18 protein-coding genes are annotated in these 24,073 nt (G+C 60.8%); 3 read left to right on the top strand and 15 right to left on the bottom strand.

Annotated elements, in window-relative coordinates; genetic code table 11:
- Window positions 1–13 precede the first annotated feature (13 nt).
- Genes bamA through rpsB form a run of 9 tightly spaced genes read right to left on the bottom strand, consistent with a single transcriptional unit; the run spans window position 14 to window position 9,490 of the window.
- Window positions 14–2,308, bottom strand: coding sequence for an outer membrane protein assembly factor BamA (gene bamA / locus OPU71_RS10575; RefSeq protein WP_267727929.1), 2,295 nt, complete (start codon window positions 2,306–2,308; stop codon window positions 14–16).
- 8 nt (window positions 2,309–2,316) lie between these two features.
- The gene (gene rseP, locus OPU71_RS10570) at window positions 2,317–3,705 is read right to left on the bottom strand and encodes an RIP metalloprotease RseP (protein WP_267727928.1); all 1,389 of its coding nucleotides are present in this window, start codon (window positions 3,703–3,705) and stop codon (window positions 2,317–2,319) included.
- Window positions 3,675–4,859 (bottom strand): 1-deoxy-D-xylulose-5-phosphate reductoisomerase, encoded by a 1,185-nt coding sequence (ispC, locus tag OPU71_RS10565; RefSeq protein ID WP_267727926.1) that lies wholly within the window; start codon window positions 4,857–4,859, stop codon window positions 3,675–3,677. Before ispC ends, rseP begins: the two co-directional genes overlap by 31 nt.
- Before the next feature lie 2 nt (window positions 4,860–4,861).
- The gene (locus OPU71_RS10560) at window positions 4,862–5,671 is read right to left on the bottom strand and encodes a phosphatidate cytidylyltransferase (RefSeq protein ID WP_267727925.1); all 810 of its coding nucleotides are present in this window, start codon (window positions 5,669–5,671) and stop codon (window positions 4,862–4,864) included.
- Between the two features lie 5 nt (window positions 5,672–5,676).
- Entirely contained in the window at window positions 5,677–6,447 is a 771-nt protein-coding gene (uppS, locus tag OPU71_RS10555; RefSeq protein ID WP_267727924.1) for a polyprenyl diphosphate synthase, read from the bottom strand.
- Window positions 6,448–6,481: 34 nt separating this feature from the next.
- Complete coding sequence (frr, locus tag OPU71_RS10550; RefSeq protein ID WP_267727923.1) at window positions 6,482–7,039, bottom strand: ribosome recycling factor; 558 nt, start codon at window positions 7,037–7,039, stop codon at window positions 6,482–6,484.
- 16 nt (window positions 7,040–7,055) lie between these two features.
- On the bottom strand, window positions 7,056–7,772 hold the full coding sequence (gene pyrH / locus OPU71_RS10545; protein WP_267727922.1) for a UMP kinase: 717 nt from the start codon (window positions 7,770–7,772) through the stop codon (window positions 7,056–7,058).
- A gap of 12 nt (window positions 7,773–7,784) precedes the next feature.
- Window positions 7,785–8,684 carry a translation elongation factor Ts gene (tsf, locus tag OPU71_RS10540; RefSeq protein ID WP_267727921.1) on the bottom strand — a complete coding sequence of 300 codons (900 nt, stop codon included), beginning with the start codon at window positions 8,682–8,684 and terminating at the stop codon, window positions 7,785–7,787.
- 50 nt (window positions 8,685–8,734) lie between these two features.
- The gene (rpsB, locus tag OPU71_RS10535) at window positions 8,735–9,490 is read right to left on the bottom strand and encodes a 30S ribosomal protein S2 (protein ID WP_267727920.1); all 756 of its coding nucleotides are present in this window, start codon (window positions 9,488–9,490) and stop codon (window positions 8,735–8,737) included.
- 258 nt (window positions 9,491–9,748) lie between these two features.
- Between rpsB and map the strand changes: the two genes are divergently transcribed.
- Together map and OPU71_RS10525 are read left to right on the top strand one after the other, a co-directional pair.
- Entirely contained in the window at window positions 9,749–10,567 is an 819-nt protein-coding gene (gene map, locus OPU71_RS10530; protein ID WP_267727919.1) for a type I methionyl aminopeptidase, read from the top strand.
- Between the two features lie 3 nt (window positions 10,568–10,570).
- Entirely contained in the window at window positions 10,571–13,153 is a 2,583-nt protein-coding gene (locus OPU71_RS10525) for a [protein-PII] uridylyltransferase (RefSeq protein ID WP_267727918.1), read from the top strand.
- Between the two features lie 5 nt (window positions 13,154–13,158).
- Here OPU71_RS10525 and def read toward each other — a convergent pair whose 3' ends face one another.
- Together def and OPU71_RS10515 are read right to left on the bottom strand one after the other, a co-directional pair.
- The gene (gene def, locus OPU71_RS10520) at window positions 13,159–13,692 is read right to left on the bottom strand and encodes a peptide deformylase (protein WP_267727917.1); all 534 of its coding nucleotides are present in this window, start codon (window positions 13,690–13,692) and stop codon (window positions 13,159–13,161) included.
- 6 nt (window positions 13,693–13,698) lie between these two features.
- Window positions 13,699–14,433 carry an S-methyl-5'-thioinosine phosphorylase gene (locus OPU71_RS10515; protein ID WP_267727916.1) on the bottom strand — a complete coding sequence of 245 codons (735 nt, stop codon included), beginning with the start codon at window positions 14,431–14,433 and terminating at the stop codon, window positions 13,699–13,701.
- A gap of 122 nt (window positions 14,434–14,555) precedes the next feature.
- On the opposite strand from OPU71_RS10515, the gene typA reads away from it, so the two are divergent.
- Entirely contained in the window at window positions 14,556–16,373 is a 1,818-nt protein-coding gene (gene typA / locus OPU71_RS10510) for a translational GTPase TypA (protein WP_267727915.1), read from the top strand.
- Between the two features lie 77 nt (window positions 16,374–16,450).
- On the opposite strand, the gene galU is transcribed toward typA, so the two are convergent.
- From galU to smc, 4 genes are read right to left on the bottom strand one after another with little or no spacing between them, the layout of a single operon-like run.
- Entirely contained in the window at window positions 16,451–17,329 is an 879-nt protein-coding gene (gene galU, locus OPU71_RS10505; protein WP_267727914.1) for a UTP--glucose-1-phosphate uridylyltransferase GalU, read from the bottom strand.
- Window positions 17,313–19,391, bottom strand: coding sequence for an NAD-dependent DNA ligase LigA (gene ligA / locus OPU71_RS10500; RefSeq protein ID WP_267727913.1), 2,079 nt, complete (start codon window positions 19,389–19,391; stop codon window positions 17,313–17,315). The genes galU and ligA overlap by 17 nt, the downstream gene beginning before the upstream one ends.
- A gap of 8 nt (window positions 19,392–19,399) precedes the next feature.
- On the bottom strand, window positions 19,400–20,473 hold the full coding sequence (locus tag OPU71_RS10495) for a cell division protein ZipA C-terminal FtsZ-binding domain-containing protein (protein WP_267727912.1): 1,074 nt from the start codon (window positions 20,471–20,473) through the stop codon (window positions 19,400–19,402).
- Between the two features lie 8 nt (window positions 20,474–20,481).
- Entirely contained in the window at window positions 20,482–24,009 is a 3,528-nt protein-coding gene (gene smc, locus OPU71_RS10490; protein WP_267727911.1) for a chromosome segregation protein SMC, read from the bottom strand.
- Between the last annotated feature and the right edge of the window lie 64 nt (window positions 24,010–24,073).

The raw sequence follows: 24,073 nt of genomic DNA, 5'->3' as shown, positions 1-24,073 counted from the left end.
CGCCTCCTCAAGATCAGAAAATGTTGCCCATCTGGAACTGGAACCGCTGCGTACGATCGCCTTCCTTCTTGTTCAGCGGCTGACCAAAGCTGAACTTCAAAGGCCCGACTGGCGAGACCCACGCCAAACCAACGCCCGCACTATACCGGAGATCCTCAGGATCAACTTTCTGGTCGGCGCCCCACACCTGACCACCGTCGGCATAGAGGCTCAAACGGAAACCCTTGCCGGCGTTGGCAACTGGCAAGGGAAAGAAGTACTCCGCACCAAAGGTCAAGAGCTGCGTGCCGCCGAGGGCATTGCCGTTCGATGACCGCGGCCCGAGCGAGTTGTCATCGTAGGCGCGAACCGAGCCGATGCCACCAGCGTAGTAGTTCTTGTAGAACGGAACGGGCAAATCCCCGTAGCCGGAAGCATACGAAACGTTACCGCGAAACTGCAGTGTTGAATCCTTGAAAAACAAGGGAATGAAATACTGCGCCTGATAGTTGATACGGTAGTACTGCTGTTCGGCTGGCGGAATCGCCACTTCGGTTTGCAGACGCTGATAGAAACCGGACAAAGGCGTGAGGTAACTGTCTCGCGAATCTTTTGCCCACGATGCCGTCAGCAAGAAGGTGTTCGTCAACTCACCAAACTGATTCACGAAGTCGATGTACTGCACATCCGTAGTGCCATCAACGAAAGTACGTGTCGAATCGAATGAGGCACCAAAGAATACCGTGTCGTCTTCTGCGATCGGGTAGCCAACGGTCATTCCGAGACCGGTGGATTCCGTGCGGTAGTACGCAACATTGGTTGTCGCGGACGGGTTGTACTTGCGGTGATACAGGTTGTAGCCAAGGCTCACGCCTTCCGGCGTGAAATACGGATTCGTATACGACAGCACAAAGGTCCGATTCGACTTACCGGTATTCAGGTTGAGCGACAAGGCATTACCGGAGCCAAAAAGGTTGTTCTGCGACAAAGAGCCCTGCAGCACGAGCTTTTCCGTAGTCGAATAGCCCGCACCCAGCAAGAAGTTGCCGGTCGCCCGCTCCTTGACCGTTACGTTCAAGTCGACCTGATCGCTGGTGCCTGGCACGGGCTGGGTGTCCACGTTGGTCTCATCGTAGAAACCGCTGCGATCCAGGCGTGCTTTGGAGCGCTTGATTTTCGTGCCGTCGTACCAGGCATTCTCGAACTGGCGCAACTCCCGGCGGATCACCTCGTCACGGGTACGGGTGTTACCGGAAATATTTACGCGACGAATGTAGACCCGCTTCCCGGGGTCGACGAAGATCGTGAAGGTGACCTCACGCTTGGCCTTGTCCAGCTCCGGCGCGGCATTCACGTTGGCAAACGCGTAGCCTTCGTTTGATAATCGTTCGCTAATCAGGCGCGTCGTTTCAGTGAGTTGGTCGCGAGCAAAGACATCACCGGGCCGAAGTTTCACCAGGGAACGCGCTTCGGCATCCGATACGATCAAATCGCCAGCCAGCTTGACGCCCGCAACCTTGTACTGCTCACCTTCAGCCACCGATATCGCGATGTAGACGTCCTGCTTATCCGGCGTAATCGAAACCTGGGAGCTATCGATCGCAAAATCCAGATAGCCACGGTTCAAGTAATAACTGCGAATGTTCTCAAGGTCGCCCTGAAGCTTGGGCTTCGAATACTCGTGCCCTTTTGAAAGCCAATTAACAGGCGGAAACCAGTACTTTGGCGTCGCGGAAATCTGATTCTTCAACTCAGACTCAGAGAAAACCTTATTCCCTGTAATGCTGACCTGCTTGATTGCTGCAATCTCGCCTTCACTGATCTTGAACTTCAGAGCCACACGATTACGTTCCAACGGAACAATTTCGGTCGTAATGGTTGCGCCGTAATAGCTGCGGTTCAGATACTGACGCTTGAGTTCCTGCTCGGCCCGCTCCAGCAGCGCACGGTCAAGAATTCTTGATTCAGCTATACCTGCATCACGCAAGCCCTTCCGCAGGTTTTCGCTATCAAAGGCACTATTGCCTTCGAACTCGATCGAGCCAATTGCAGGGCGCTCGTCGATTACGACGACCAGCACACTGCCATCCACCTCAAGACGTACATCCTTGAAAAACCCGGTCGCATACAAGGCGCGGATCGCCTGTGCCGCGCGCTCTTCGGTGACCCGCTCGCCGACCTTGATAGGCAGGTAGTTAAATACCGTACCGGCCTCGGTACGCTGCAAGCCCTCGACACGGATGTCCTTGACAACAAAGGGATCAAAAGCGTGCGCTGCCGTCGCAGCAAACAAGGACAGAATCAGTCCTGAAATCAACTTATGTCGCATCGGATAGGTCAGGACAACAATCGGGTGATGTCGTTGAAGAAGGCGAAGGCCATCAGACAGGCCAAGAGCACGAACCCAATCTGCTGTCCCAACTCCATGGTTCGTTGGGAAAGTGGGCGGCGGAAGGCAATTTCCGCCAGATAATACATGATGTGCCCCCCGTCCAGCAGCGGGATTGGTAACAGGTTGAGAACGCCGATGCTAATACTGATGAGGGCAAGAAACCGGATATAGGCGTCAAGCCCAACCTTGGCGGACTGCCCTGCGTAGTCGGCAATCGTGAGCGGGCCGCTGATGTTCTTCAGCGAAACTTCACCAACGATCATCCGGCCCAGCATACGGAGCGAAAAACCGGCCATCTCCCAGGTCTTCACAATTGCATGCCCAAACGCGTCAAGGGCGCCGTAGCGGATCTCGACGAAAAGCCGCTCGCGCCAAGGTCCGCTGGCCTCGACACCCACGCCGATTCGGCCGATCGTTTGCCCGCCTTGGGTGTGCTTTTCTGGGATAACGTCCAGCGCAAGCCGCTGGCCTGCTCGGCTCAGTTCCAAGCGCAGCGACCGGTCGGGCGCAGCGCTGATGATCTGAACCAGTTCTCCCCAATGCTTGACTGGCTGTCGATCGACTGACAGGACAAGATCGCCCACCCTGATCCCCGCCCGCTCTGCTGCGCCTCCGGCAACCACCGTGCCAACCAAGGGCGGGAACTCGGGGCGGAACGAGTTGAAGCCGAGCTCCTTCAAAGGATCAGACTCGTCAGAGATGTCCGACAAGCTTGGGGTGGAAAACGTCACCCGGCGATCGTTGCTGCCTGATCGAATCAGGAGTTCCACCTGCGGCTGACCAGCCATCGCTTGCACAAAGCCCCAGCGCACGTCTGCCCAAGTGCGCGTGGCGCGCTCCCCCACCATGAGGATCTCATCCCCGGCGCGAAGTGACGCCCGGGCGACAGCACTGTTTGGCGTTGGCTCGCCAAGAATCGGACGCGGCTCGGATACGCCCTGCACGAAACCGATCCAGTAGATCAACACCGCAAGCAGCAGATTGGCTGCCGGCCCGGCGGACACAATAAAAAGCCGCTGCCAGACACTCTTGCGATTGAAGGCTCGCTCGACGTCTTGGGCCGAGACATCACCTTCGCTCTCGTCAAGCATCTTCACATAGCCGCCGAGGGGGATCGCACAGATGGTCCACTCGGTCTCAGCACCCGGGCGCTGCCAGCGTATCAGCGGCCGACCAAAACCAAACGAAAACCGCAATACGCGGACCTTGCACAGCCTCGCGGCCAGGTAATGGCCAGACTCATGCACCGTCACAAGGATGCCAATCGCGATCACGAAGGCGCCGGCGTACCAAAGAAACCCCATCAACGCATCATCCTGCGGGATTCCATGCATTCGTGCGCAACATGTCGCGCTGACTCATCGGCCGCCAAGACCGCATCAAGACTTGCCTCAGAGCCCACCTTGCAACGCGTGAGGGTCTCCGCCACCACGCTGGAAATATCGCCAAACCGGATCTTGTGATCGAGAAAGCCCGCAACCGCAACCTCGTTCGCAGCATTGAGCACAGCCGGCGCATGGCCGCCCGCGCGCAAGGCATCGAAGGCCAAGCCCAAGCAAGGAAAGCGGCGCGCATCGGGCATTTCGAAGGTCAATCCAGACAAGCTGGCGAAATTCAATGGCGCGACCCCGGAAGCGATACGCTCGGGATATGCAAGCGCGTGAGCAATCGGCGTTCGCATGTCTGGATTCCCCAGTTGAGCGACCACCGAGCCATCGACGTACTGCACCATCGAGTGGATCACGCTTTGCGGATGAACGACCACATCGATCTGCTCCCCACCAACGCCGAACAACCATCGAGCCTCAATCACCTCAAGCCCTTTGTTCATCATGGTTGCCGAATCCACCGAGATCTTGCGACCCATCGACCAGTTCGGGTGCGCAATCGCTTGGTCCGGCGTCGCGTTGGCGATTTGCTCAAGCGCCCATGTCCTGAAGGGACCGCCGGATGCGGTCAGGACAATCTTGCTCACGCCACACTCATGCAAGCCGTAGTCGAAACCAGGCGGCAATGACTGAAACACCGCGTTGTGTTCACTATCAATCGGCAAGATGTTTGATTGCGATTGCCGAGCAAGCTCCATGAACAGTTGCCCGGTCATTACAAGGGCTTCCTTGTTGGCAAGCAATACCCGCTTACCGGCGCGTACTGCCTCAAGGGTGGGCGCCAATCCGGCAGCTCCGACAATCGCCGCCATGACGGTGGTGACTTCTCGCGCAGCCGCTACCCGGCACAGGCCATCAACGCCGATGAACACCTCACAGTCAACACGCCCGCCGGACTCCTCCAGCAAAGTTTGCCGTGCGCGCTCATCAGGAACGACGACAACCGACGGACAGTGCTGCCGGATCAACGCAGCAAGCCTGGCAATCTGGGTCTGCGCAGTCAGCGCAAATACGCGGTACCGGTCAGGGTGGCGCGCGACGACATCGAGGGTGCTCTGGCCAATCGAACCGGTCGCGCCGAGGATCGCAATGCTCTGCATATTCACAGGCTCAATTGCCAAATCAGGGCCCAAAGCGCGGCGAGCGGCAAAGTCGATGTCAGGCTGTCAATCCGATCCAGAATGCCGCCATGTCCGGGAAGCAGCGCAGATGAATCCTTGATGCCGGCCTGGCGCTTCATCAGCGACTCAAAAAGATCGCCAACCACACTCAGCACACCAAGAACAAGGACCAATAACAGTGCCACCAGCCAACCCAATCGATCAGGGATGGCAGCCAGGAACGTAGAAAACAGCACGCACGCGTAAAGGAGCACACCCACAATCCCCGAATAAACCCCTTCCCAGCTCTTCCCGGGAGAGATTTCCGGAGCCAACTTCCGACGGCCAAACGCTCTTCCGCCAAAGTAGGCGGCAATATCCGCAACCCAAACGACAGCCATGACCGCCAACATCAACCAAGGGTCGATTTCTCGCAACCTAGCCATAGCCAATCCAAGCGGTGCGATCAGCACCAACCCGACAAGCAACTGAATGACGCCGGTTGAAAGCGCCCACCGCTGGCGCAACCACGGTGGAATAAAAACCATCCAGAACATGGCTGAAATCGTAAAGACGATCGCATCCAACGGCTTGGACTCCAGTGCTGCGAACGCCCCCACCGCAAAGCCCACCAGCAAACCGTAGCCCCAACGCAAATGCGCCTGCACCTTGCCGATACCCGCCCACTCCCAACCGGCCGCAGCAGCCACAACGGCGCAGACGACCCACCATCCTTGGGTTGGGAGCAAAAAGACTGCGGACAGCAAGGCCGCGAGGAGCAGCAATGCCGTAATCACGCGTTGGCGAAGCATCTTGGCTACTCCGTGGGGGTTTTGGTCTGAAGCTGTTCGCTTGTTCTGCCAAAGCGCCGCTCGCGCGTACGGAACGAATTGAGCGCCACATCAAATGCAGCTGCGTCAAATTCTGGCCAAAGCGTTTCAGTGAAGAACAGCTCGGTATAGGCAAGCTGCCACAACAAGAAATTGCTGATGCGTTGCTCGCCGCCGGTACGGATAAAAAGGTCAGGCTCCGGCAGATCACCCAGCGCAAGAAACGGAGCGAGATCCTCTTCCTGAAATCCGGCGCGCTTATCGGGATGCGCTGCCAGCATTGATTCGACCGCATTGAGAATGTCCCAGCGACCGCCGTAGTTCGCAGCGATAGTGAGCGTCAGCTTGGTGTTCTCAATCGTCAGTGCCTCCGCGTCCGCAATCATCACGCGAATCCGGTCATCGAAACGGGACAGATCGCCGGTGACACGAAAGCGGATGTTATTGCGATGAAGCTTCGCAATTTCCTGTTCCAGCGCCTTCAGGAAGAGATTCATCAGGAAGGAAACCTCTTCCTCGGGCCTGCGCCAGTTCTCTGAACTGAATGCGAACAGCGTCAGATGGCCGATCCCGCGCTCGATGCAGGCGGAGACGATTTCGCGCACGGTTTCAAGTCCGCGCTTGTGACCCGCGACACGCGGCATCATGCGCTTGCGCGCCCAGCGCCCGTTGCCATCCATGATGATGGCAACATGCGCAGGCATCTCACTCACTGCCGGTACGGCACGAGTCGAACTGAATAATCGGCCCAAGGCCATAGGAGTCGGTTTCCGCTCGGCGTCGCGGCTACCCTTAGACCTGCATCAGGTCTTTTTCTTTTTCGGCGAGCAGCTTGTCGGCCTCCGCGATGTAGCGGTCGGTCAACTTCTGTACTTCTTCTTCCGCACGACGTTCGTCGTCTTCCGAGATCTCTTTGGCCTTAACCGCGTCCTTCAACTGGCCATTGGCGTCCCTGCGCAGGTTACGAATCGCGATACGCGCGTTTTCCGCCTCAGAACGAACAACCTTGATCAGATCCTTACGGCGCTCTTCGGTTAGTGCAGGCATCGGCACACGGACCGTATCGCCCATGGTCGAAGGATTAAGCCCGAGGTCGCTATCGCGAATGGCCTTCTCCACTTTGGCGATCATCGGCTTTTCCCAAGGCTGAACGCCGATCGTCCGTGCATCAAGCAAATTGATGTTCGCGACCTGATTGATCGGAACCATTGAGCCGTAATAGTCCACTTGAACATGATCAAGCAAACCGGTGTGGGCGCGACCAGTACGCACCTTACCCAAATCGTTCTTCAGCGATTCGAGCGATTTCTGCATCTTCTGCTCGGTGATTTTCTTCAGTTCGGTAATCATGTCCTGAGTCCTTGCTTCAGATATGCACCAAAGTGCCTTCGTCTTCACCCATCACGACGCGCTTGAGGGCGCCTTCCGCAAAAATGCTGAACACCTTGATCGGGAGCTTCTGATCACGGCACAGGGCGAAGGCTGTTGCGTCAAGCACTTGCAAATTTCTTGAGATTGCTTCGTCGAAGCTGACACGCGAATACCGTGTCGCCGACGGATCCTTCTTTGGATCTGCGGTATAGATCCCATCAACCTTGGTCGCCTTCAGCACAACCTCGGCGCCGATCTCAGCGCCCCGCAGCGCTGCTGCGGTATCCGTGGTGAAGAACGGGTTCCCGGTTCCGGCGGCAAAAATTACGACCTTGCCGTCTTCGAGGTATCGAATGGCTTTGCCACGAATATAGGGCTCAACAACCGCCTCCATATTCAGCGCTGACTGCACTCGCGCAACCACGCCCACATGTTTCATCGCATCGGCGAGCGCCATGGCATTCATGACAGTCGCGAGCATGCCCATGTAGTCGGCGGTGGCGCGGTCCATTCCGCTCGCTGCGCCCGCCATACCGCGGAAAATATTGCCACCACCAATGACGACGCCAACCTCGACTCCGAGGCTGACCACCTCCGCCACTTCCTTCACGATTCGGGAAACCACATCGCGATTGATGCCAAAGGCATCATCGCCCATCAGGGCTTCACCAGAAAGCTTCAAAAGAATACGGCGATAGGCGGGCGTCGTCATGGCGGATCCTTCTTAGCGTTGAGCGGCAGCCGCAGCGGCCTGAGCGGCAACTTCAGCGGCGAAATCGGAGGTCTTCTTCTCGATTCCTTCGCCCACAATGTACAGCGTAAAGCTGTGAATCGTGGCGCCCTTTGCCTTCAGCAGTTGCTCGACAGTCTGCTTTCCATCTTCAGCCTTGACGAACACCTGACCGAGCAGCGTGACTTCCTTGAGGAACTTCTGAACCGAACCCTCGGCGATCTTCTCAAGCATCGCTTCCGGCTTGCCCGCCTCACGCGCCTTCTCAAGCGCAACACGGCGTTCGGTTTCGATCAGTTCGGCCGACACACCGGTTGAATCGAGCGACTTGGGCTTGTTCGCAGCGATGTGCATTGCCAGATCGCGCGCCAAAGCCTCATCACCACCTTCGACATCGATCAGCACACCGATCTTGGCGCCGCCGTGGATGTAGCTGGCAACCTTGCCCTTGGCCTCGATACGCACAAAACGGCGGATCGACATGTTCTCGCCGATCTTGCCAACCAGTGCAGTACGCACGCCATCAACGGTGGACTCACCCAAGGGGAGTGCTGACAGCGCAGCAACATCAGCAGGCGCCTTGGCAGCAACCAACTCGGCGCAATCGCGGCCGAGCTTCAGGAAATCATCGTTCTTCGCGACAAAGTCGGTTTCGCTGTTGATTTCGATGATCGAGGCCAGCTTGCCGTCAGCTGCGATGTAAGTCGTCACGACGCCTTCGGCAGCCACGCGAGCGGCAGCCTTCGACGCCTTGTTGCCCAGCTTCACGCGCAGAATCTCTTCTGCCTTGGCCATGTCGCCGCCAGCTTCAGTCAGCGCCTTCTTGCATTCCATCATGGGAGCATCGGTCTTCTCGCGAAGCTCTTTGACCATGCCTGCGGTAATTTCCGCCATATCTACTCCTGAATTTCTGTTAGTGCAGTGGATTGGAGAGAAGCCCCGGCTCAAGCCTGGCCTTCAACGCCCTCTTCCACTTCAACGAATTCATCCGACTCACCAGCAGCAACGATCTCGTTGATGACCTGGCTGCGACCTTCCAGCACGGCATCTGCCACGCCACGGGCGTACAGGCGGATCGCACGACTGGAGTCGTCGTTACCCGGAATCACATAATCCACACCTTCCGGCGTGTGGTTGGTATCAACCACGGCAACGACCGGGATACCCAGCTTCTTGGCTTCGGTAATGGCGATCTTGTGATAGCCGACGTCGATGATGAACAGAGCATCGGGCAGGCCACCCATCTCCTTGATGCCGCCAATCGACTTCTGCAGCTTCTCCAGCTCGCGAGTCGCCATCAGCGCCTCTTTCTTCGAGAGCTTCTCGAAGGAGCCATCTTCAACCATCTGTTCCATATCCTTGAGGCGCTTGATCGACTGCTTGACCGTCTTGAAGTTGGTCAGCATGCCACCGAGCCAGCGCTCATCCACAAACGGCATACCTGCGCGCTGTGCTTCCTCGGCCAGAATTTCGCGTGCCTGGCGCTTGGTGCTCACCATCAGGACGGTGCCACGGTTGCTCGCGAGCTTGCGAACGAATGCCATGGCTTCCTGGTACTTGGCCAAGGTCTTTTCGAGGTTGATGATGTGGATCTTGTTGCGATGACCGAAAATGTAAGGAGCCATCTTCGGATTCCAGAAACGGGTCTGATGGCCGAAGTGAACACCGGCCTCCAACATCTGGCGCATAGTGACGGACATGGTAATTCTCCGATCTAAGGGTTAGCCTCCGCCCCTGGTGGTCGCGCAGAGATCGCGACCTCGCCCGCATCAGCGGGACCCTTGCAACAGGGACGTGCGTATTTCGCCGTACCCCCCATGGGTACAGCCAAGCCCATGATTATAGCAGGCTAGTCGATTGTGGCTCAAGCAGACGGCGCGCCAAACACCCGGGGCGAGTGGCCGATCCAACCGAAAGACGCTAACCTTTCGGTTTATGCAGCCAACACCAGAACAACAATGAGCGTCACGATCAAAACCCCAGCAGAAATCGAATCCATGCGGCTTGCCGGACGCTTGGCTTCGGAAGTGCTCGATTACATCACGCCGCATGTTCAGCCCGGCATTACGACCGAAGCGCTCGACAAGCTCTGCCATGACTACATGGTCAATGTGCAGGGCACGATTCCGGCCCCGCTGAATTACGCGCCATCGGGCTACAAACCCTACCCGAAGTCGATTTGCACATCGATCAATCATCAGGTGTGTCACGGCATTCCGGGCAACAAACAGCTCAAGCGCGGCGACATCGTCAACCTCGACATCACCGTGATCAAGGATGGCTTCCACGGCGACACCAGCCGGATGTTCATCGTAGGCGGCGATGCGAGCATTCTTGCCAAGCGTCTCTGCCAGATCACCTATGAATGCATGTGGCTCGGCATCGCGCAGGTCAAGCCAGGCGCAACGCTCGGCGATATCGGGCACGCAATCCAGAAGCACGCCGAAGCGGCAGGCTTCTCGGTGGTCCGCGAGTTCTGCGGGCACGGAATCGGACGCAACTTCCATGAAGAGCCGCAAGTCGTTCACTACGGACGCCCCGGCACGGGCATGGCGCTGAAGGCTGGCATGATTTTCACGATCGAACCGATGATCAATGCGGGCAAAGCCGCCATTTCCGAACTGCCTGATGGCTGGACCATCGTAACCAAGGATCGCAGCCTGTCGGCGCAGTGGGAGCACACGGTGGTGGTGACCGAAACGGGCGTTGAAGTACTCACCCGCTCCGCCGGTTCGCCCGCGATTCCCGAGTCGCTCGCCCACCTTTTCACGGCCTGAACGATGACCCCCGAAGCGAGGACCGAGACGCTGCGCTCGGTCGCAACGGCTGTCCGCAAGCGCATCAGTGAAGGGCGCATGCGCCTCCGGGACCACTTCGAAAATCGGCCAGAGCCAGCGCGACTGCTCAATGAGAACGCGCTACTGGTCGATGACGCCCTGCGGGATTTATGGCAGGCCGCACAGCTGCCAGCCAGCACAACACTGGTGGCGGTAGGCGGCTACGGTCGCGGCCAGTTGTTTCCGAACTCTGACGTTGATGTCCTGATCCTGCTGCGCGACGAACCCGACCGCGAGACCAGACAATTGATCGAAGGGTTGATCGGTGTCTTCTGGGACATCGGTCTCGAGATCGGTCACAGCGTGCGGACAATCGAAGAGTGCATCGAAGAATCGGCGCTCGATGTCACCGTCCAGACCAATCTGCTGGAGGCACGCTGGCTCGCGGGGGATAAAGCGCTGCTGGAAACCATGCTGCAGCGGCACCGCGACGCACTGCAGCTTCCCGCCTTCTTTATCGCCAAGCGCGCCGAGCAGGAGCAGCGCTACAACCGGTTCAACGACACGCCTTTCGCGCTTGAGCCCAACTGCAAAGAAGGCCCGGGCGGGCTACGCGACCTGCAGACCCTTGTCTGGATCGCACTTGCGGCAAACCTGGGTTCAAGTTGGGAAGCGCTGGCCGCCCAGGGCCTCATCACGCACGAAGAATGCAATGAGCTGAACAAGTCGGAGCGCTTCCTCCAGACCGTCAGGATTCGCCTGCACCACATCACGCGGCGGCGTGAAGACCGCCTGCTGTTCGATCACCAGGAAGCGCTCGCCCGCTCGCTCGGGATTGGCGCCACGTCGACGCGCCGCGCGTCTGAAGTGATGATGCAGCGCTACTACCTGGTCGCAAAGAAGATCACGCAGCTGAACGCCTTGCTGCTGCAAAACCTTGCCAGCCGCATCCTGCCAGCCGGGCTCGACACCCCAATCCCGATCGACGAACGCTTCTGCAAGCGCCAGAACCTGCTGGACGTCATCGACGACCGCCTGTTCGCCAAAACACCCGGCGCAATCCTCGATGCTTTCCTGCTGCTTGAACAACATGATGACCTGAAAGGCATGACTGCGCGGACCTTGCGTTCGCTCTGGCAGAGCCGCGGCCTGGTTGATGGCAGCTTCCGCCGCAACCCGGATAACCGCAAACGTTTTCTTGAACTGTTCCAGCAACCCCAAGGCATTACCCACACATTCCGCTGGATGAACCAGTACGGCATTCTGGGCCGCTACCTGCCCGCGTTCGGGCAAATCGTGGGGCAAATGCAGCACGACCTGTTTCACGTTTACACGGTAGATCAACACATTCTGCAAGTCATGCGCAACCTTCGGCGCATGACCATGGACGAGCACGCGCACGAGTACCCGCTCTGTACCCGGCTGATCACCGCCATGGACCGGCACTGGCTGCTCTACGTCGCCGCGCTGTTTCACGATATCGCCAAAGGCCGTGGCGGCGACCACTCCAAACTTGGCATGGCCGACGCCCGGCATTTCTGCGTCGAGCACGGTCTGTCCGATGAAGACACCGAGTTGGTGGAGTGGCTGGTCGAGCAACACCTGACGATGTCCCAGGTCGCGCAAAAGAGCGATCTGAGCGATGCAGCGGTCATTGATCGCTTTGCGAAACTGGTCGGCACAGAGCGCCGGCTTGTTGCGCTCTACCTTCTGACCCATGCGGATATCCGGGGGACCAGCCCGAAGGTCTGGAACGGCTGGAAAGCCAAACTGCTCGAAGACCTCTTCCTGACCACCCAGCGCCTGCTACGCGGGGATACACCCGCGCAAGCCAAGGGGCTTGCAGAACGCCTCGACGAGGCGCGCGTACGCCTGCGCTTCTTCGGCCTGGTCGAAGGTGTCGAGCGTCCGTTCTGGGACGAGCTGGACACGGTGTACTTTATGCGCCACGAGATCGATGAGCTCGTCTGGCACACACGCATGCTGTACTACCGCCCATCCAGCGAAGAGGCGGTGGTCAAGGCGCGCCCAAGCCAGGTCGAGCGCGGCCTCCAGGTGATGGTGTACGCGCGTGACACGCAGGATCTGTTCGTGCGGCTTTGCGCCTTCTTCAGCCGCCATGGCTTGAGCATTCTTGACGCGAAGATCCACACCACACGCCACGGCTACGCGCTCGATAGTTTTGTGCTGCTTGATCCGGGCGGCGAAGACAACTACCGGGAAATGGTGCCCCTGATCGAACACGATCTGGGCGAGCGCTTGCGTGCAAACGCGCCCATCGACAAACCCGGCGCCGGCCGCCTGTCGCGGCAGGTGCGGCACTTCCCGATCACGCCCGAAGTGTCGATCCGGCCCGACGAGCGCGGCCAGCACTACATTCTGTCAGTGGCCGCTGCCGACCGACCGGGCTTGCTGTTCGAAATCGCAAGCGTCCTCACGGCATGCCATGTCAACCTGCACACAGCAAAGATCGCCACCCTTGGCGAGCGAGCGGAAGACACCTTCCTGATTTCAGGTCCGGAACTAGCCGCCACCAGCGCCATCGTCAAGCTCGAAGGCGCGTTGCTCGCGAAACTTCAGGTTTAGCCAGTTCAGTCATCATCCCGGGCATCGAGCCCGGGAAACAACACGTCGGTGAAACCGAAGCGGGTGAAGTCGGTGATGCGCATCGGGTACAGCACGCCATCCAGATGATCGCATTCGTGCTGCACCACCCTGGCGTGAAAACCCTTCGCAGTACGCTCAATCGCAAGCCCTTCCGGGGTAAAGCCGCGATAGGTCAGCTCAAGGTGCCGCGAGACTAGGCCACGCAATCCCGGTACTGACAGGCACCCCTCCCACCCGGCTTCGGTCTGCTCCCCAATGACCCGGATTTCGGGGTTGCACAGCACGGTCAGCGGAACCGGTTCAGCGTCGGGATAGCGTGGATTCTTTTCGACACCGAAAATCACGACCCGCAAGTCGACACCGATCTGCGGCGCGGCAATGCCGGCGCCGTTCAAGTGCCGCATCGTGTCGAGCATGTCGCCCACCACCTCAAGCAGGGCAGCAGTGCCAAACTCTGTCACCGGCTTGGCAATCCGCAGCAATCGCGGATCACCCATTCGCAGCACATCTCTGATCATGGTGAATTACCCGCAGATCCGGTCAATCACAACCCGGACGCGTGCCATCGCGGCTTGCGCGGTCTGCTCGATCGACGAAAAGCAGATCTCGTGTTCACTATCCGCACGGCCAGCCGCCCAATTCACAACCACATTGAGCGCCGCGTACGGCAGATCAAGCTCACGCGCCAGCACGGCCTCCGGCATCCCGGTCATGCCCACGACGTCAGCACCGTCACGGGCAAGGCGGTTGATTTCCGCAGCGGTCTCCAGGCGCGGCCCCTGGGTCGCCGCATACACCGCACCGTCCAGCACCTGCTCACCCACTTCCGCGGCCGCAGCGAGAATGCGCCGACGCAGCACCGCGTCGTAAGGTTCGGTGAAATCCACATGAGTAACCGGGCCATCCACGCCGTCAAAGAATGTGCTGCAGCGGCTGTGGGTATAGTCGATCACCTGATGCGGCACCACCAGCGTGCCGGGCCCAAGATCCGCCCTGATCCCGCCAACCGAAGCTACCGACAGCACCCCGGTTGCCCCCGCATGCTGGAGCGCCCACATGTTCGCCCGGTAGTTGACCATGTGCGGGGGAATCGTATGGCCGTAACCATGCCGCGCTAGAAATACGACGCTGACGCTGCACACCCGACCAAACAACAGTGCACCGGAAGGTTCGCCGTACGGCGTGCGAACCACCTCGCGCCGCTCGATGTTGAGGTTGGCCAACTGGGTGAGGCCGCTACCGCCGATGATTGCGAGCATGAGTACGCTTTCGGTGCAATTTGGATAACCAAAAATGGTAGCATGGCCGGTTACCTGTTTTCGCTGCACTGCGGTAGCGCCGTGCTAGAATCCGCCCCTTTTTCAAAGACTTGGGACATCCCATGAGCCGCGCAATCCGAAATATCGCCATCATCGCTCACGTCGACCACGGCAAAACCACGCTGGTCGACCAGCTTCTCCGCCAATCCGGCACCTTCCGCGAAAACCAGCAGGTTGCCGAGCGCGTGATGGACTCCAACGATCTGGAAAAGGAGCGCGGCATCACCATTCTGGCGAAGAACTGCGCCATCCAGTACGGTGAAACCCATATCAACATCGTCGACACCCCCGGCCACGCCGACTTTGGCGGCGAAGTCGAACGCGTGCTGTCGATGGTCGACGGTGTGCTGCTGCTCGTCGACGCCGTCGAAGGCCCGATGCCGCAGACCCGCTTCGTGACGCGCAAGGCGCTCGCGATGGGCCTCAAGCCGATCGTCGTGATCAACAAGATCGACCGCCCCGGCTCGCGCCCGGACTGGGTGATCAACCACACCTTCGACCTGTTCGACAAACTCGGCGCAACCGAAGAGCAGCTCGACTTCCCGGTTGTCTACGCCTCGGCGCTCAATGGCTACGCAATGCTGGAAGCCGACAAGCCGGGTACCGACATGACCGCGCTGTACGAAGCGATTCTCAAGCATGTGCCGCAGCCGGAAGTCGACGCCGAAGCGCCGCTGCAGTTGCAGATCTGCTCGCTGGACTACTCCACCTACGTCGGCCAGCTTGGCATTGGCCGCATCCGCTCGGGCCGCATCCGCCCGAACCAGGAAGTCGTGGTCATGTACGGCGACGAGAACCGCGGCAAGGCCAAGATCGGCCAGGTGCTGACCTTCAAGGGCCTCGAGCGCAGCCAGGCCGAATCGGCCGAAGCCGGCGACATCGTGCTGGTGTCGGGTATCGATCAGGTGAACATCGGCGTCACGATCTGCGATCCGGAAAAGCCTGAAGGCATGAAGCCGATCGCCGTCGATGAACCGACGCTGACGATGAACTTCATGGTGAACTCTTCGCCGCTGGCCGGCCGCGAGGGCAAGTTCGTCACCAGCCGCCAGATCCGTGAGCGCCTCGACAAAGAGCTGCTCAAGAATGTGGCGCTGCGTGTGAATTACACCGGCGATTCAGACGTCTTCGAAGTCTCGGGCCGTGGCGAACTGCACCTGACGATCCTGCTCGAAAACATGCGCCGTGAAGGCTACGAACTGGCGGTTGGCCGCCCGCGCGTCGTGTTCAAGGAAATCAACGGTGAGAAGTGCGAGCCGTACGAAATGCTGACGGTGGACGTGGAAGAAAACCACCAGGGCGCAGTGATGGAAGAACTTGGCCGTCGCCGCGGCGAACTGCAGGACATGCAGCCGGACGGCAAAGGCCGTGTGCGCCTTGAGTACCGCATTCCGGCACGCGGCCTGATCGGCTTCCAGGGCGAATTCCTGACGCTGACGCGCGGCACCGGCCTCGCCAGCCACGTGTTCGACGACTACGGCCCGATGGCCGGCGTGATGGCCGAGCGCCGCAACGGCGTGCTGATCTCGCAGAACGACGGTGAAGCGGTTGCCTACGCGCTGTGGAACCTGCAAGACCGCGGCCGCATGTTCGTCAGCCCGGGTGAAGCGCTGTACGAAGGCATGATCATCGGCATCCACACTCGCGACAACGATCTGGTGGTGAACCCGATCAAGGGCAAGCAGCTGACCAACGTGCGCGCTTCAGGCACCGACGAAGCCGTGCGTCTGACGCCGCCGATCCAGCTGACGCTTGAATCCGCGATCGAATTCATCGCTGACGATGAAATCGTCGAGATCACGCCGAAGTCGATCCGCCTGCGCAAGCGTTACCTGAAGGAAACCGACCGCAAGCGCGCCAACAAGGCCGAGGCGTCGTAAGCGCCTTCCCACATCGGTTCGTACAAACAACACGGGCAGCCCAAGGGCTGCCCGTGTTGTTTTTGGCGTTGCTTGTATCAGGCGGGCGGCGCGAAGCGTTGCGAGAGAAAATCGCTGAAATCCGCACCGATCTCCTTGTGGCGCATGCCAAGCTCCACCATTGCTTTCAGGTAACCAAGCTTGTCACCGCAGTCATAGCGCGTGGCATTGAACTGATAGGCGAGCACCGACTCTTCGCGTAGCAGCGCCGAGATCGCATCCGTCAGCTGCAACTCCCCGTGAGTACCAGGCTTCAGGTTGCGCAGGTGCTCGAAAATCTGCGGCGTCAGGATGTAACGCCCGACAACGGCCAGATTCGACGGCGCATTTTCCGGCTTCGGCTTTTCAACGATGCCGGAAATCCGCCGGATCTCGCCGGAATCCTTCTCGGTACTCACCACACCGTAGGACCCCGTCGCCTCGCGCGGCACCTCCATCACCCCAAGCACCGAGCAGCGGTGGTAGTTAAAGACATCGGCCATCTGTTTGGTGACCGAGACCGAGCCATCGAGCAGATCGTCGGCCAGCAGCACCGCGAACGGCTCGTTGCCCACCACCGCCTCGGCGCACAAGACCGCATGTCCAAGGCCCAAGGCTTCGGCCTGGCGAATGAAGATGCAGTTAACGCCCCTCGGAATCGTGTCTTCAACGATCTTCAGCATGTCGTGCTTGCCGCGCGACACCAATTCGTTTTCCAGCTCGTAGGCCTTGTCGAAGTGATCGGCAATGGCACGCTTGGTGCGCCCGATGATGAAGACCATGTCGGTGATGCCGGCATCTGCCGCTTCTTCCACCGCGTACTGGATGATCGGTTTATCGACGATCGGCAGCATCTCCTTCGGCATCACCTTGGTCGCCGGAAGAAAACGGCTACCCAAGCCCGCCACCGGAAATACTGCTTTACGAATTCGCTTCATTGTCCTGTTCCTGATTCGTGGAGAGGTCAGATTGCGCCAGCAGTGCCTGTAAACCGGCCTCGTCAAGGGTCTTAATGCCGAGTTGTTGCGCCTTGTCGAGTTTGGAGCCGGCTTCGGCCCCTGCAACGACGTAGCTCGTTTTCTTGGAGACTGAGCCGGACACTTTGCCGCCCTGTGCTTCGATCAGTGCCGATGCCTCGTCGCGCGACAAAGTGGGCAGCGTGCCGGTGAGCACGAAGGTCTTGCCGGCCAGCGCGCCTTGCGTCGCACCGCCGCCGTCGGTTTCCGGCCACCGCACCCCGGCTGCGATCAGCGCATCAATCACCGAGGCATTGTGAGTTTCGGAGAAGAAATGCGCGATGCTGGCGGCCACCACCGGGCCAACATCGGCAACCAGTTGCAAGGCATCGGCGTTCGCGCGGCGCAGTGCGTCAAGGCGGCCATAGTGACGCGCCAGTTCTTTGGCCGTGGCCTCGCCTACATTGCGAATGCCGAGCGCGAAAACGAAGCGCGCGAGCGTTGTCTCGCGGCTCTTGCTGATAGCCGCGACAAGATTCTGCGCGGACAGCTCGCCCATGCGTTCGAGCGAGGCGAGTCTTTCCACCGTGAGACCATACAGATCGGCCGGGGTAGTGACGATACCGGCATCGACCAGCTGATCCACCAACTTGTCACCCAGGCCTTCGATATCCATCGCGCGGCGCGAGGCAAAGTGCAGCAGCGCCTGCTTGCGTTGCGCCGGGCAAAATAGCCCACCGGTGCAGCGGTGATCGGCTTCACCCTCTTCCCGCAACACCGCCGACCCGCAGACCGGGCAAGTCGACGGGATGCGGAAGGCGCTCGCATCCGCCGGCCGACGATCAGTCAAGGAACCGACGATCTCCGGGATCACATCGCCCGCGCGGCGCACGACAACGCTGTCGCCGATCCACACGTTCTTGCGATCGACTTCGTCCTGATTGTGCAGGGTCACATTAGTAACGGTGACGCCGCCCACGAACACGGGCTCCAGCCGCGCCACCGGGGTCAGCTTGCCGGTACGACCGACCTGGACCTCGATATCGGTGACGCGCGTAACGGCTTCTTGCGCCGGATACTTATGCGCAACCGCCCAGCGCGGTTCGCGGGTGCGAAAGCCGAGTTGCCGTTGCAGCGCAAGGTTGTTGACCTTGTAGACCACGCCATCGATATCGAAAGGCAGGCTCTCGCGGCGCGCACCCATCTTGTCGTGAAACGCGATCAAGCCATCCGCGCCCAGTGCTGTGCATCGTTGCTCACAGACCGGAAACCCCCACTGCGCCAGCTGATCGAGCAGCTCCGAGTGATTCAGCGCCTCCGTCCATCCCTCGGTCTGACCCAGCCCGTAGGCAAAGAAGGACAAGGGGCGTTGCGCGCTGATCGCAGGATCGAGTTGGCGGACACTGCCCGCCGCAGCATTGCGCGGATTCACGAAGGTCTTCTCGTCACGCTCCCGCTGGCGCTCGTTCATGCGCGCGAAATCATCGCGCCGCATGTAGACCTCGCCGCGAACCTCGAAGACGGCTGGCGGAGTCTCGGTGTTCAGGCGCAGCGGGATCTGGCGGATCGCACGGATGTTCTGAGTCACGTCCTCGCCGGTTTCGCCATCACCGCGCGTCGCCGCCTGAACCAGCACGCCTTGCTCGTAGCGCAGGTTGATCGCCAGCCCGTCGAACTTCAGCTCGGCGGCGTATTCCACAGCGGGGTCGGCGTCAGTCAGCCCCAGCTCACGCCGCACCTGCGCATCGAACGCGCGCGCCCCGCTTGCCTCGGTGTCGGTTTCGGTGCGGATCGACAACATCGGTAAGGCATGCCGTACTGGTGTGAAGCTCGCCAAAGGCTTGCCACCCACGCGCTGGGTCGGCGAATCGGCGCTGCGCAACTCCGGAAATTCGGATTCGAGCGCCTGGAGTTCAACGAAGAGGCGGTCGTATTCGGCGTCCGGCACCAGCGGCGCATCAAGGACGTAGTAGGCATGGTTGTAGCGTTCCAGTTCCGCACGCAGGCTCGCCGCGCGTGCAAACGCTTCAGCTGACGCAAACACGGCCGACCTTAGACGAAGAGGCGAAGCGCAAGCGGACTGCCGGGCGCCACGCCCTGGCCGTGCATCTGCTCCTGAAACTGCTGGATCTGGCTGCGGATCATGCCGAGCGAAGCCTCGTTGAGCGGCTTGCCGTTGTCATCGACCAACTGCCCCTGCATTGCGGCCGCGATCTGGCGCGAGAGCGCAATCATCTTGTCGAACACCTGAACACCCGCCGAAACCCGCGGCACATCAAGACTCAAGGTGACGCCACTGATGCTGGCGCTGCGAAGTGTGTCGGCCGAGAACATCGACGCATCGCTGTTGGCCAGTACGAACTGGCTCAGGCCCGCGTCGTCGCGTGCGTGAAAACAACCGTCCGCCTCCAGCCGCAGCCCCGCCGCCTCGGTCAGGCCGCGCAGCTTGGTTCCGGCGAACGGCTGCGGGCCTGCCACCACATTCACGGCAATCTGGATATCCAGCGCAGCACAGAACTGATCCACCCCCTGAGCAAGCGACAAGGCTTCACTGCGTTCCATAAAACGCGGCACCGCCATGAACTGATCGCAAACACGCTGGATGGCCGACGTGAAGGCATCCAGCTCGCGCTCGCTCACCGGGCCACGACGATCCGCCAATTGCATCGCCGCGCATACGCGGGTGAAGCTGCGTTTGTCTGCTGCGTCCAGCGGCACCCAGTCATGCGCGCCGTCGTCAAAGCCAAACCAGCGCACCGCGCGATGAACCTGCGAAAGCGGCCCACCGGCCCCCTGCACCAGTGCGCCCCCGACCACACCAGCGGGCGCCTCGATGTGAGCCACCGCGTCGATTGCGCGCGCTTCGACCGCCAATTCAGGCTCAGCCGCGCGGCCGATCGGCGCCTGTTGCGGAATGCGCGCCGAAGCCGGTTCCTTGCGTTCGCCCGGTTCCATGTCGGCCCCGGCGCCGGCACCTTCGAGCAGCACATCGCGGTGCTCCGAGCGGAAGGCCTTCTCGGCGTTGCGGCGGGCCTTGCGTTCTTGCCATGCGTTGTAGCCCACAACCAGCACCACAATGCCGGCGCCAGAACCGATCAAACCGTAAAGGAGTTCGTTACCTGCCATGAGTTCCCTCAAGCCGCGACCGGGTCAGCTAGTCGCAGCGCTTCTTCGATATCAACTTCAACCACGCGGGAGACGCCCTGCTCCTGCATCGTCACGCCCACCAGCTGGCGCGCCATCTCCATCGTGATCTTGCTGTGACTGATGAACATGAACTGCGTGATCTCGGACATCCGTTTGACCATGGCGCAGAAACGTTCAGTGTTGGCGTCGTCCAGCGGAGCATCGACTTCGTCGAGCAAGCAGAACGGCGCCGGATTAAGCTGAAAGAACGAGAACACCAGCGCGATCGCTGTCAGCGCTTTTTCACCGCCAGAAAGCAGGTGGATCGAGCTGTTCTTTTTGCCCGGCGGCCGCGCAACAATCTGGATGCCGGCATCGAGAATCTCGTCGCCGGTCAGCACCAGTTGCGCCTCGCCCCCCCCGAACAATTGCGGGAATAGCTCGCCGAAATGGCGGCTCACCGTATTGTACGTCTCCTGCAATTGCTCGCGCGTCTCGCGGTCGATACGGCGGATCGCGTCTTCGAGCGTGCCGATCGCTTCGTCCAGATCGGCAGATTGCGCGTCAAGGTAGCCTTTGCGTTCTTCAGCGGCTGTGAGTTCCTCCACGGCCGCGAGGTTTACCGGCCCAAGTTCACCCAATTCACGCGTCAGGCGGTTGATTTCGCGCGCCAACGTCTGGTCTTTAGGGCCAGCAGCGAGCCGCGCGGCAAACTCTTCTTCGTCGACTTCGATCTCGGCCAAGCGTTCGTCATACTGCTGCTGGCCAAGCTCAGCGGCCTGGAGTTTCAGGCGCGCATCGGCGAGTGAATCATTCAGCGGGCGCAGCGCCAGCTCGGCACGCAAGCGCGCTTCGTCGAGTTCGCGCAAGCGTGTCGCCGCGGCCTCAAGGGCTTCACGGCATTCGGTGAGTTGCGCCTCGCGCCGTTCGCGCAGTGCCAGCGATTCCTGCAAGGCATCGGCAAGCGGTGTTTCGTCGAGCCCGGCGTGTTCGGCTTCTGCACTTTCACGCTCACGCGCACAGCGGATGATCTGCTCGGCGGCTTGCGCGAGTTGGCGCCCAAGTTCGTCGAGCTTGGCGCGGCACTCACGCTCCGAGAAAGCCGCCTCCTGGGTTTCGCGCGCAAGCTGCTGCTCTTGCGTGCGCAGCGCGCGCAGTGACGACTCTTGTTGCTGGACGATGGATTCGGTTGCCTCAAGACGCTCGCGCAACTGCTCGACCCGCTCCTCCTGAATCCCCTGCTCGGAGATCGCGCGCTCAAGGTGGGCGCGCTCGGCGGTAACCTGCACGTCCAGTTCATCGAGATCCCGCTGCAACTGCCCGTAGCGCTCATCGAAGCGCTGACGCGCCTGCCCAAGCTGCACCGCCGCCATCTGCTCACGGTGCGCAGCTTGCTGCGCGGCCTGGTGTTCGCGGCGCAGGCTGGCAAGCGATTCCTGCGCGCGCTGGCTGGCCAGTTCGGCCGCCGCCAAAGCTTCGTGCGCGGCCTCGGCGTCGGCTTCAAGCACTTCGACCCGCGCTTCAAGTTCGTCGAGTTCGCGCTGGCGCTCCAGCACGCCGTGCGTGCCGGCATCCGGCCGCACCCATGAACAGGAGGATCGGCACAGCGCACGGCCGGCGCGGTCCACCAAACGGACATCGATCGGCAACTCAGGCGCCTGCGCCAGCCATTCACGGCAATCCTCAACCGCACGCACACGGTGCAAGAGCGTACGCAAGGGCGCCACCCAGACCGTATCGTCGAGCCGTACGAAACTCGCCAGCGCATGGCCAGGCAGTGTCGCCTCATCGGTCAGCACGGCGGATTCGCCCTCCTCCCAGGCCAGCGCCACGCTTGCCGGCGGCTGGCTAGCCAGCGCTTCAAGGCAATCGGCGGGCGATTCAATGCGCAGCGCGTTGAAATGCTCGCGCAAGGCCGCCTCCACCGCCCCTTCCCAGCCAGGCTCAACCCGCAAGGCACGCCAAAGCGGCTCGGCAGCATCCAGCCTACGTTGCCTGAGCCAGTCACCCAGCGCGCCGGGCGCCGCGGCCTTCTGCTGGATACGCACCAGCGCCTCGCGCCGTGCGCGAGATTCGGTGAGCGCACGGTTGGCGTGGCGTTCGGCTTCCTGCGCGCTGCGCACCGCCGCGAGCTGGTTCGGCAGATCCGCTGCGCCAGCGTCGAGCGCCTCCTGCAGTTGTTCGAGCCGGGCATTGGCGAGTTCCGCCGCTGCTTCGGCGCGTTCAAGCGCCTGCAGATCCGGCGCCTGCAAGGCATGACGTTCGCCTTCAACCCGCATACGTCGCTGCGCGAGCGTGTCGAGAGCGCGCAAAGCGCTCGCACGATGGGTTTCTTCAACCCGAAGCTGCTGCTCCGCGCTACCCAGTTCGTGACGCAGCGAGCGGCTGGCCGCCTGCGCGCCCGAGAGTGCGTCTTCCGCTGCGGGCAGCCGGGCAGCCATTTCCTCGTGGCGCGCCGAAGCCTGCTCGTGACGCAAGGATGCAGCGTCGAGCAGGCTGTCCCAACGCTGGCGATCGTTCTCGGCGTTGCCTTGCTGTTCAAGCCAGCGTGCCTCATCGGCCTGCAACTGCCCGACGCGGCTGCCCAGCATCTGACGGCGCTCGCGCAAACGGGTGATCTCGCCCTCTTGCCGCGTCACTTCGCCATTGGCGGCATACAGATCCGCCTGCGCGGCGTGCAGCGCATCCGAGGCTTTGTAGTGCTGCTCGCGGGCGGTTTCGGCGAGCGCTTCGGCTTCGACCAGACGGGCGTTTTCGGCCTCAATGCGGGCGCTGGTTTCAGCCACGGCTGCGGCGACGAGCGCGGCATTCTCGCGCGCCTCATTGCGGCGCAAGAGCCACAGCAGGATCTGCTGCTCGCGCAGCGCTTCGTTGAGCGATTTGTAGCGGCGCGCAACCTCGGCCTGGCCGGAGAGGCGGTCGATCTGGGCGCCGAGTTCGTTGCGGATGTCTTCCACTCGCGCGAGGTTGTCACGCGCGTCCGAGAGGCGGCCCTCGGTTTCCTTGCGGCGTTCCTTGTATTTGGTGACGCCGGCGGCCTCTTCGAGGAAGCCGCGCACCTCTTCCGGGCGTGCCTCGATGATCCGCGAGATCATGCCCTGCTCGATGATCGCGTAGGCACGCGGCCCAAGGCCGGTACCAAGGAAGAGGTCGATCACATCCTTGCGGCGCACATGGATGTTGTTGATCCAGTAGCTCGATTCACCGCTGCGGTCGAGCACCCGTTTGACCGAAATTTCCGCGTACTGCGACCACTGCCCCGCCGCCTTGCCTTCAGCGTTTTCAAACACCAGCTCGACGCTGGCCCGGCTGACCGGCTTGCGCGTGGTCGAGCCGTTGAAGATGACGTCCATCATCGATTCGCCACGCAGCGCGCCGGCGCGCGACTCGCCCAGCACCCAGCGCACCGCGTCGATGATGTTGGATTTGCCGCAGCCATTCGGCCCCACGACCCCCACCATCTGGCCGGGCGTGAGCACCGTCGTCGGATCGACGAAGGACTTGAAACCGGCGAGTTTGAGTTTGGAGAGTCGCACGTGGGCCAGACAGTATCGAGCGGAACAGGCGCGGTGAGCGGCGCGGCGGGCAAAACGGGTGGCT

The sequence above is a fragment of the Niveibacterium sp. 24ML genome (assembly GCF_026586805.1).
Lineage (GTDB): Bacteria > Pseudomonadota > Gammaproteobacteria > Burkholderiales > Rhodocyclaceae > Niveibacterium.
Note: the sequence above shows the minus strand (reverse complement) of the source record. Positions and strands in the feature narration are given on the sequence as shown.

Excerpts from the sequence above, each read along its gene's own strand:
- map (WP_267727919.1), top strand. The coding sequence starts at position 9,749 with ATGAGCGTCACGATCAAAACCCCAGCAGAAATCGAATCCATGCGGCTT.
- galU (WP_267727914.1), bottom strand. The coding sequence starts at position 17,329 with ATGAAGCGAATTCGTAAAGCAGTATTTCCGGTGGCGGGCTTGGGTAGC.
- pyrH (WP_267727922.1), bottom strand. The coding sequence starts at position 7,772 with ATGACGACGCCCGCCTATCGCCGTATTCTTTTGAAGCTTTCTGGTGAA.
- bamA (WP_267727929.1), bottom strand. The coding sequence starts at position 2,308 with ATGCGACATAAGTTGATTTCAGGACTGATTCTGTCCTTGTTTGCTGCG.
- rpsB (WP_267727920.1), bottom strand. The coding sequence starts at position 9,490 with ATGTCCGTCACTATGCGCCAGATGTTGGAGGCCGGTGTTCACTTCGGC.
- OPU71_RS10560 (WP_267727925.1), bottom strand. The coding sequence starts at position 5,671 with ATGCTTCGCCAACGCGTGATTACGGCATTGCTGCTCCTCGCGGCCTTG.
- OPU71_RS10515 (WP_267727916.1), bottom strand. The coding sequence starts at position 14,433 with ATGCTCGCAATCATCGGCGGTAGCGGCCTCACCCAGTTGGCCAACCTC.
- OPU71_RS10495 (WP_267727912.1), bottom strand. The coding sequence starts at position 20,473 with ATGGCAGGTAACGAACTCCTTTACGGTTTGATCGGTTCTGGCGCCGGC.
- tsf (WP_267727921.1), bottom strand. The coding sequence starts at position 8,684 with ATGGCGGAAATTACCGCAGGCATGGTCAAAGAGCTTCGCGAGAAGACC.
- ispC (WP_267727926.1), bottom strand. The coding sequence starts at position 4,859 with ATGCAGAGCATTGCGATCCTCGGCGCGACCGGTTCGATTGGCCAGAGC.
- typA (WP_267727915.1), top strand. The coding sequence starts at position 14,556 with ATGAGCCGCGCAATCCGAAATATCGCCATCATCGCTCACGTCGACCAC.
- frr (WP_267727923.1), bottom strand. The coding sequence starts at position 7,039 with ATGATTACCGAACTGAAGAAAATCACCGAGCAGAAGATGCAGAAATCG.
- def (WP_267727917.1), bottom strand. The coding sequence starts at position 13,692 with ATGATCAGAGATGTGCTGCGAATGGGTGATCCGCGATTGCTGCGGATT.
- rseP (WP_267727928.1), bottom strand. The coding sequence starts at position 3,705 with ATGCATGGAATCCCGCAGGATGATGCGTTGATGGGGTTTCTTTGGTAC.
- uppS (WP_267727924.1), bottom strand. The coding sequence starts at position 6,447 with ATGGCCTTGGGCCGATTATTCAGTTCGACTCGTGCCGTACCGGCAGTG.
- OPU71_RS10525 (WP_267727918.1), top strand. The coding sequence starts at position 10,571 with ATGACCCCCGAAGCGAGGACCGAGACGCTGCGCTCGGTCGCAACGGCT.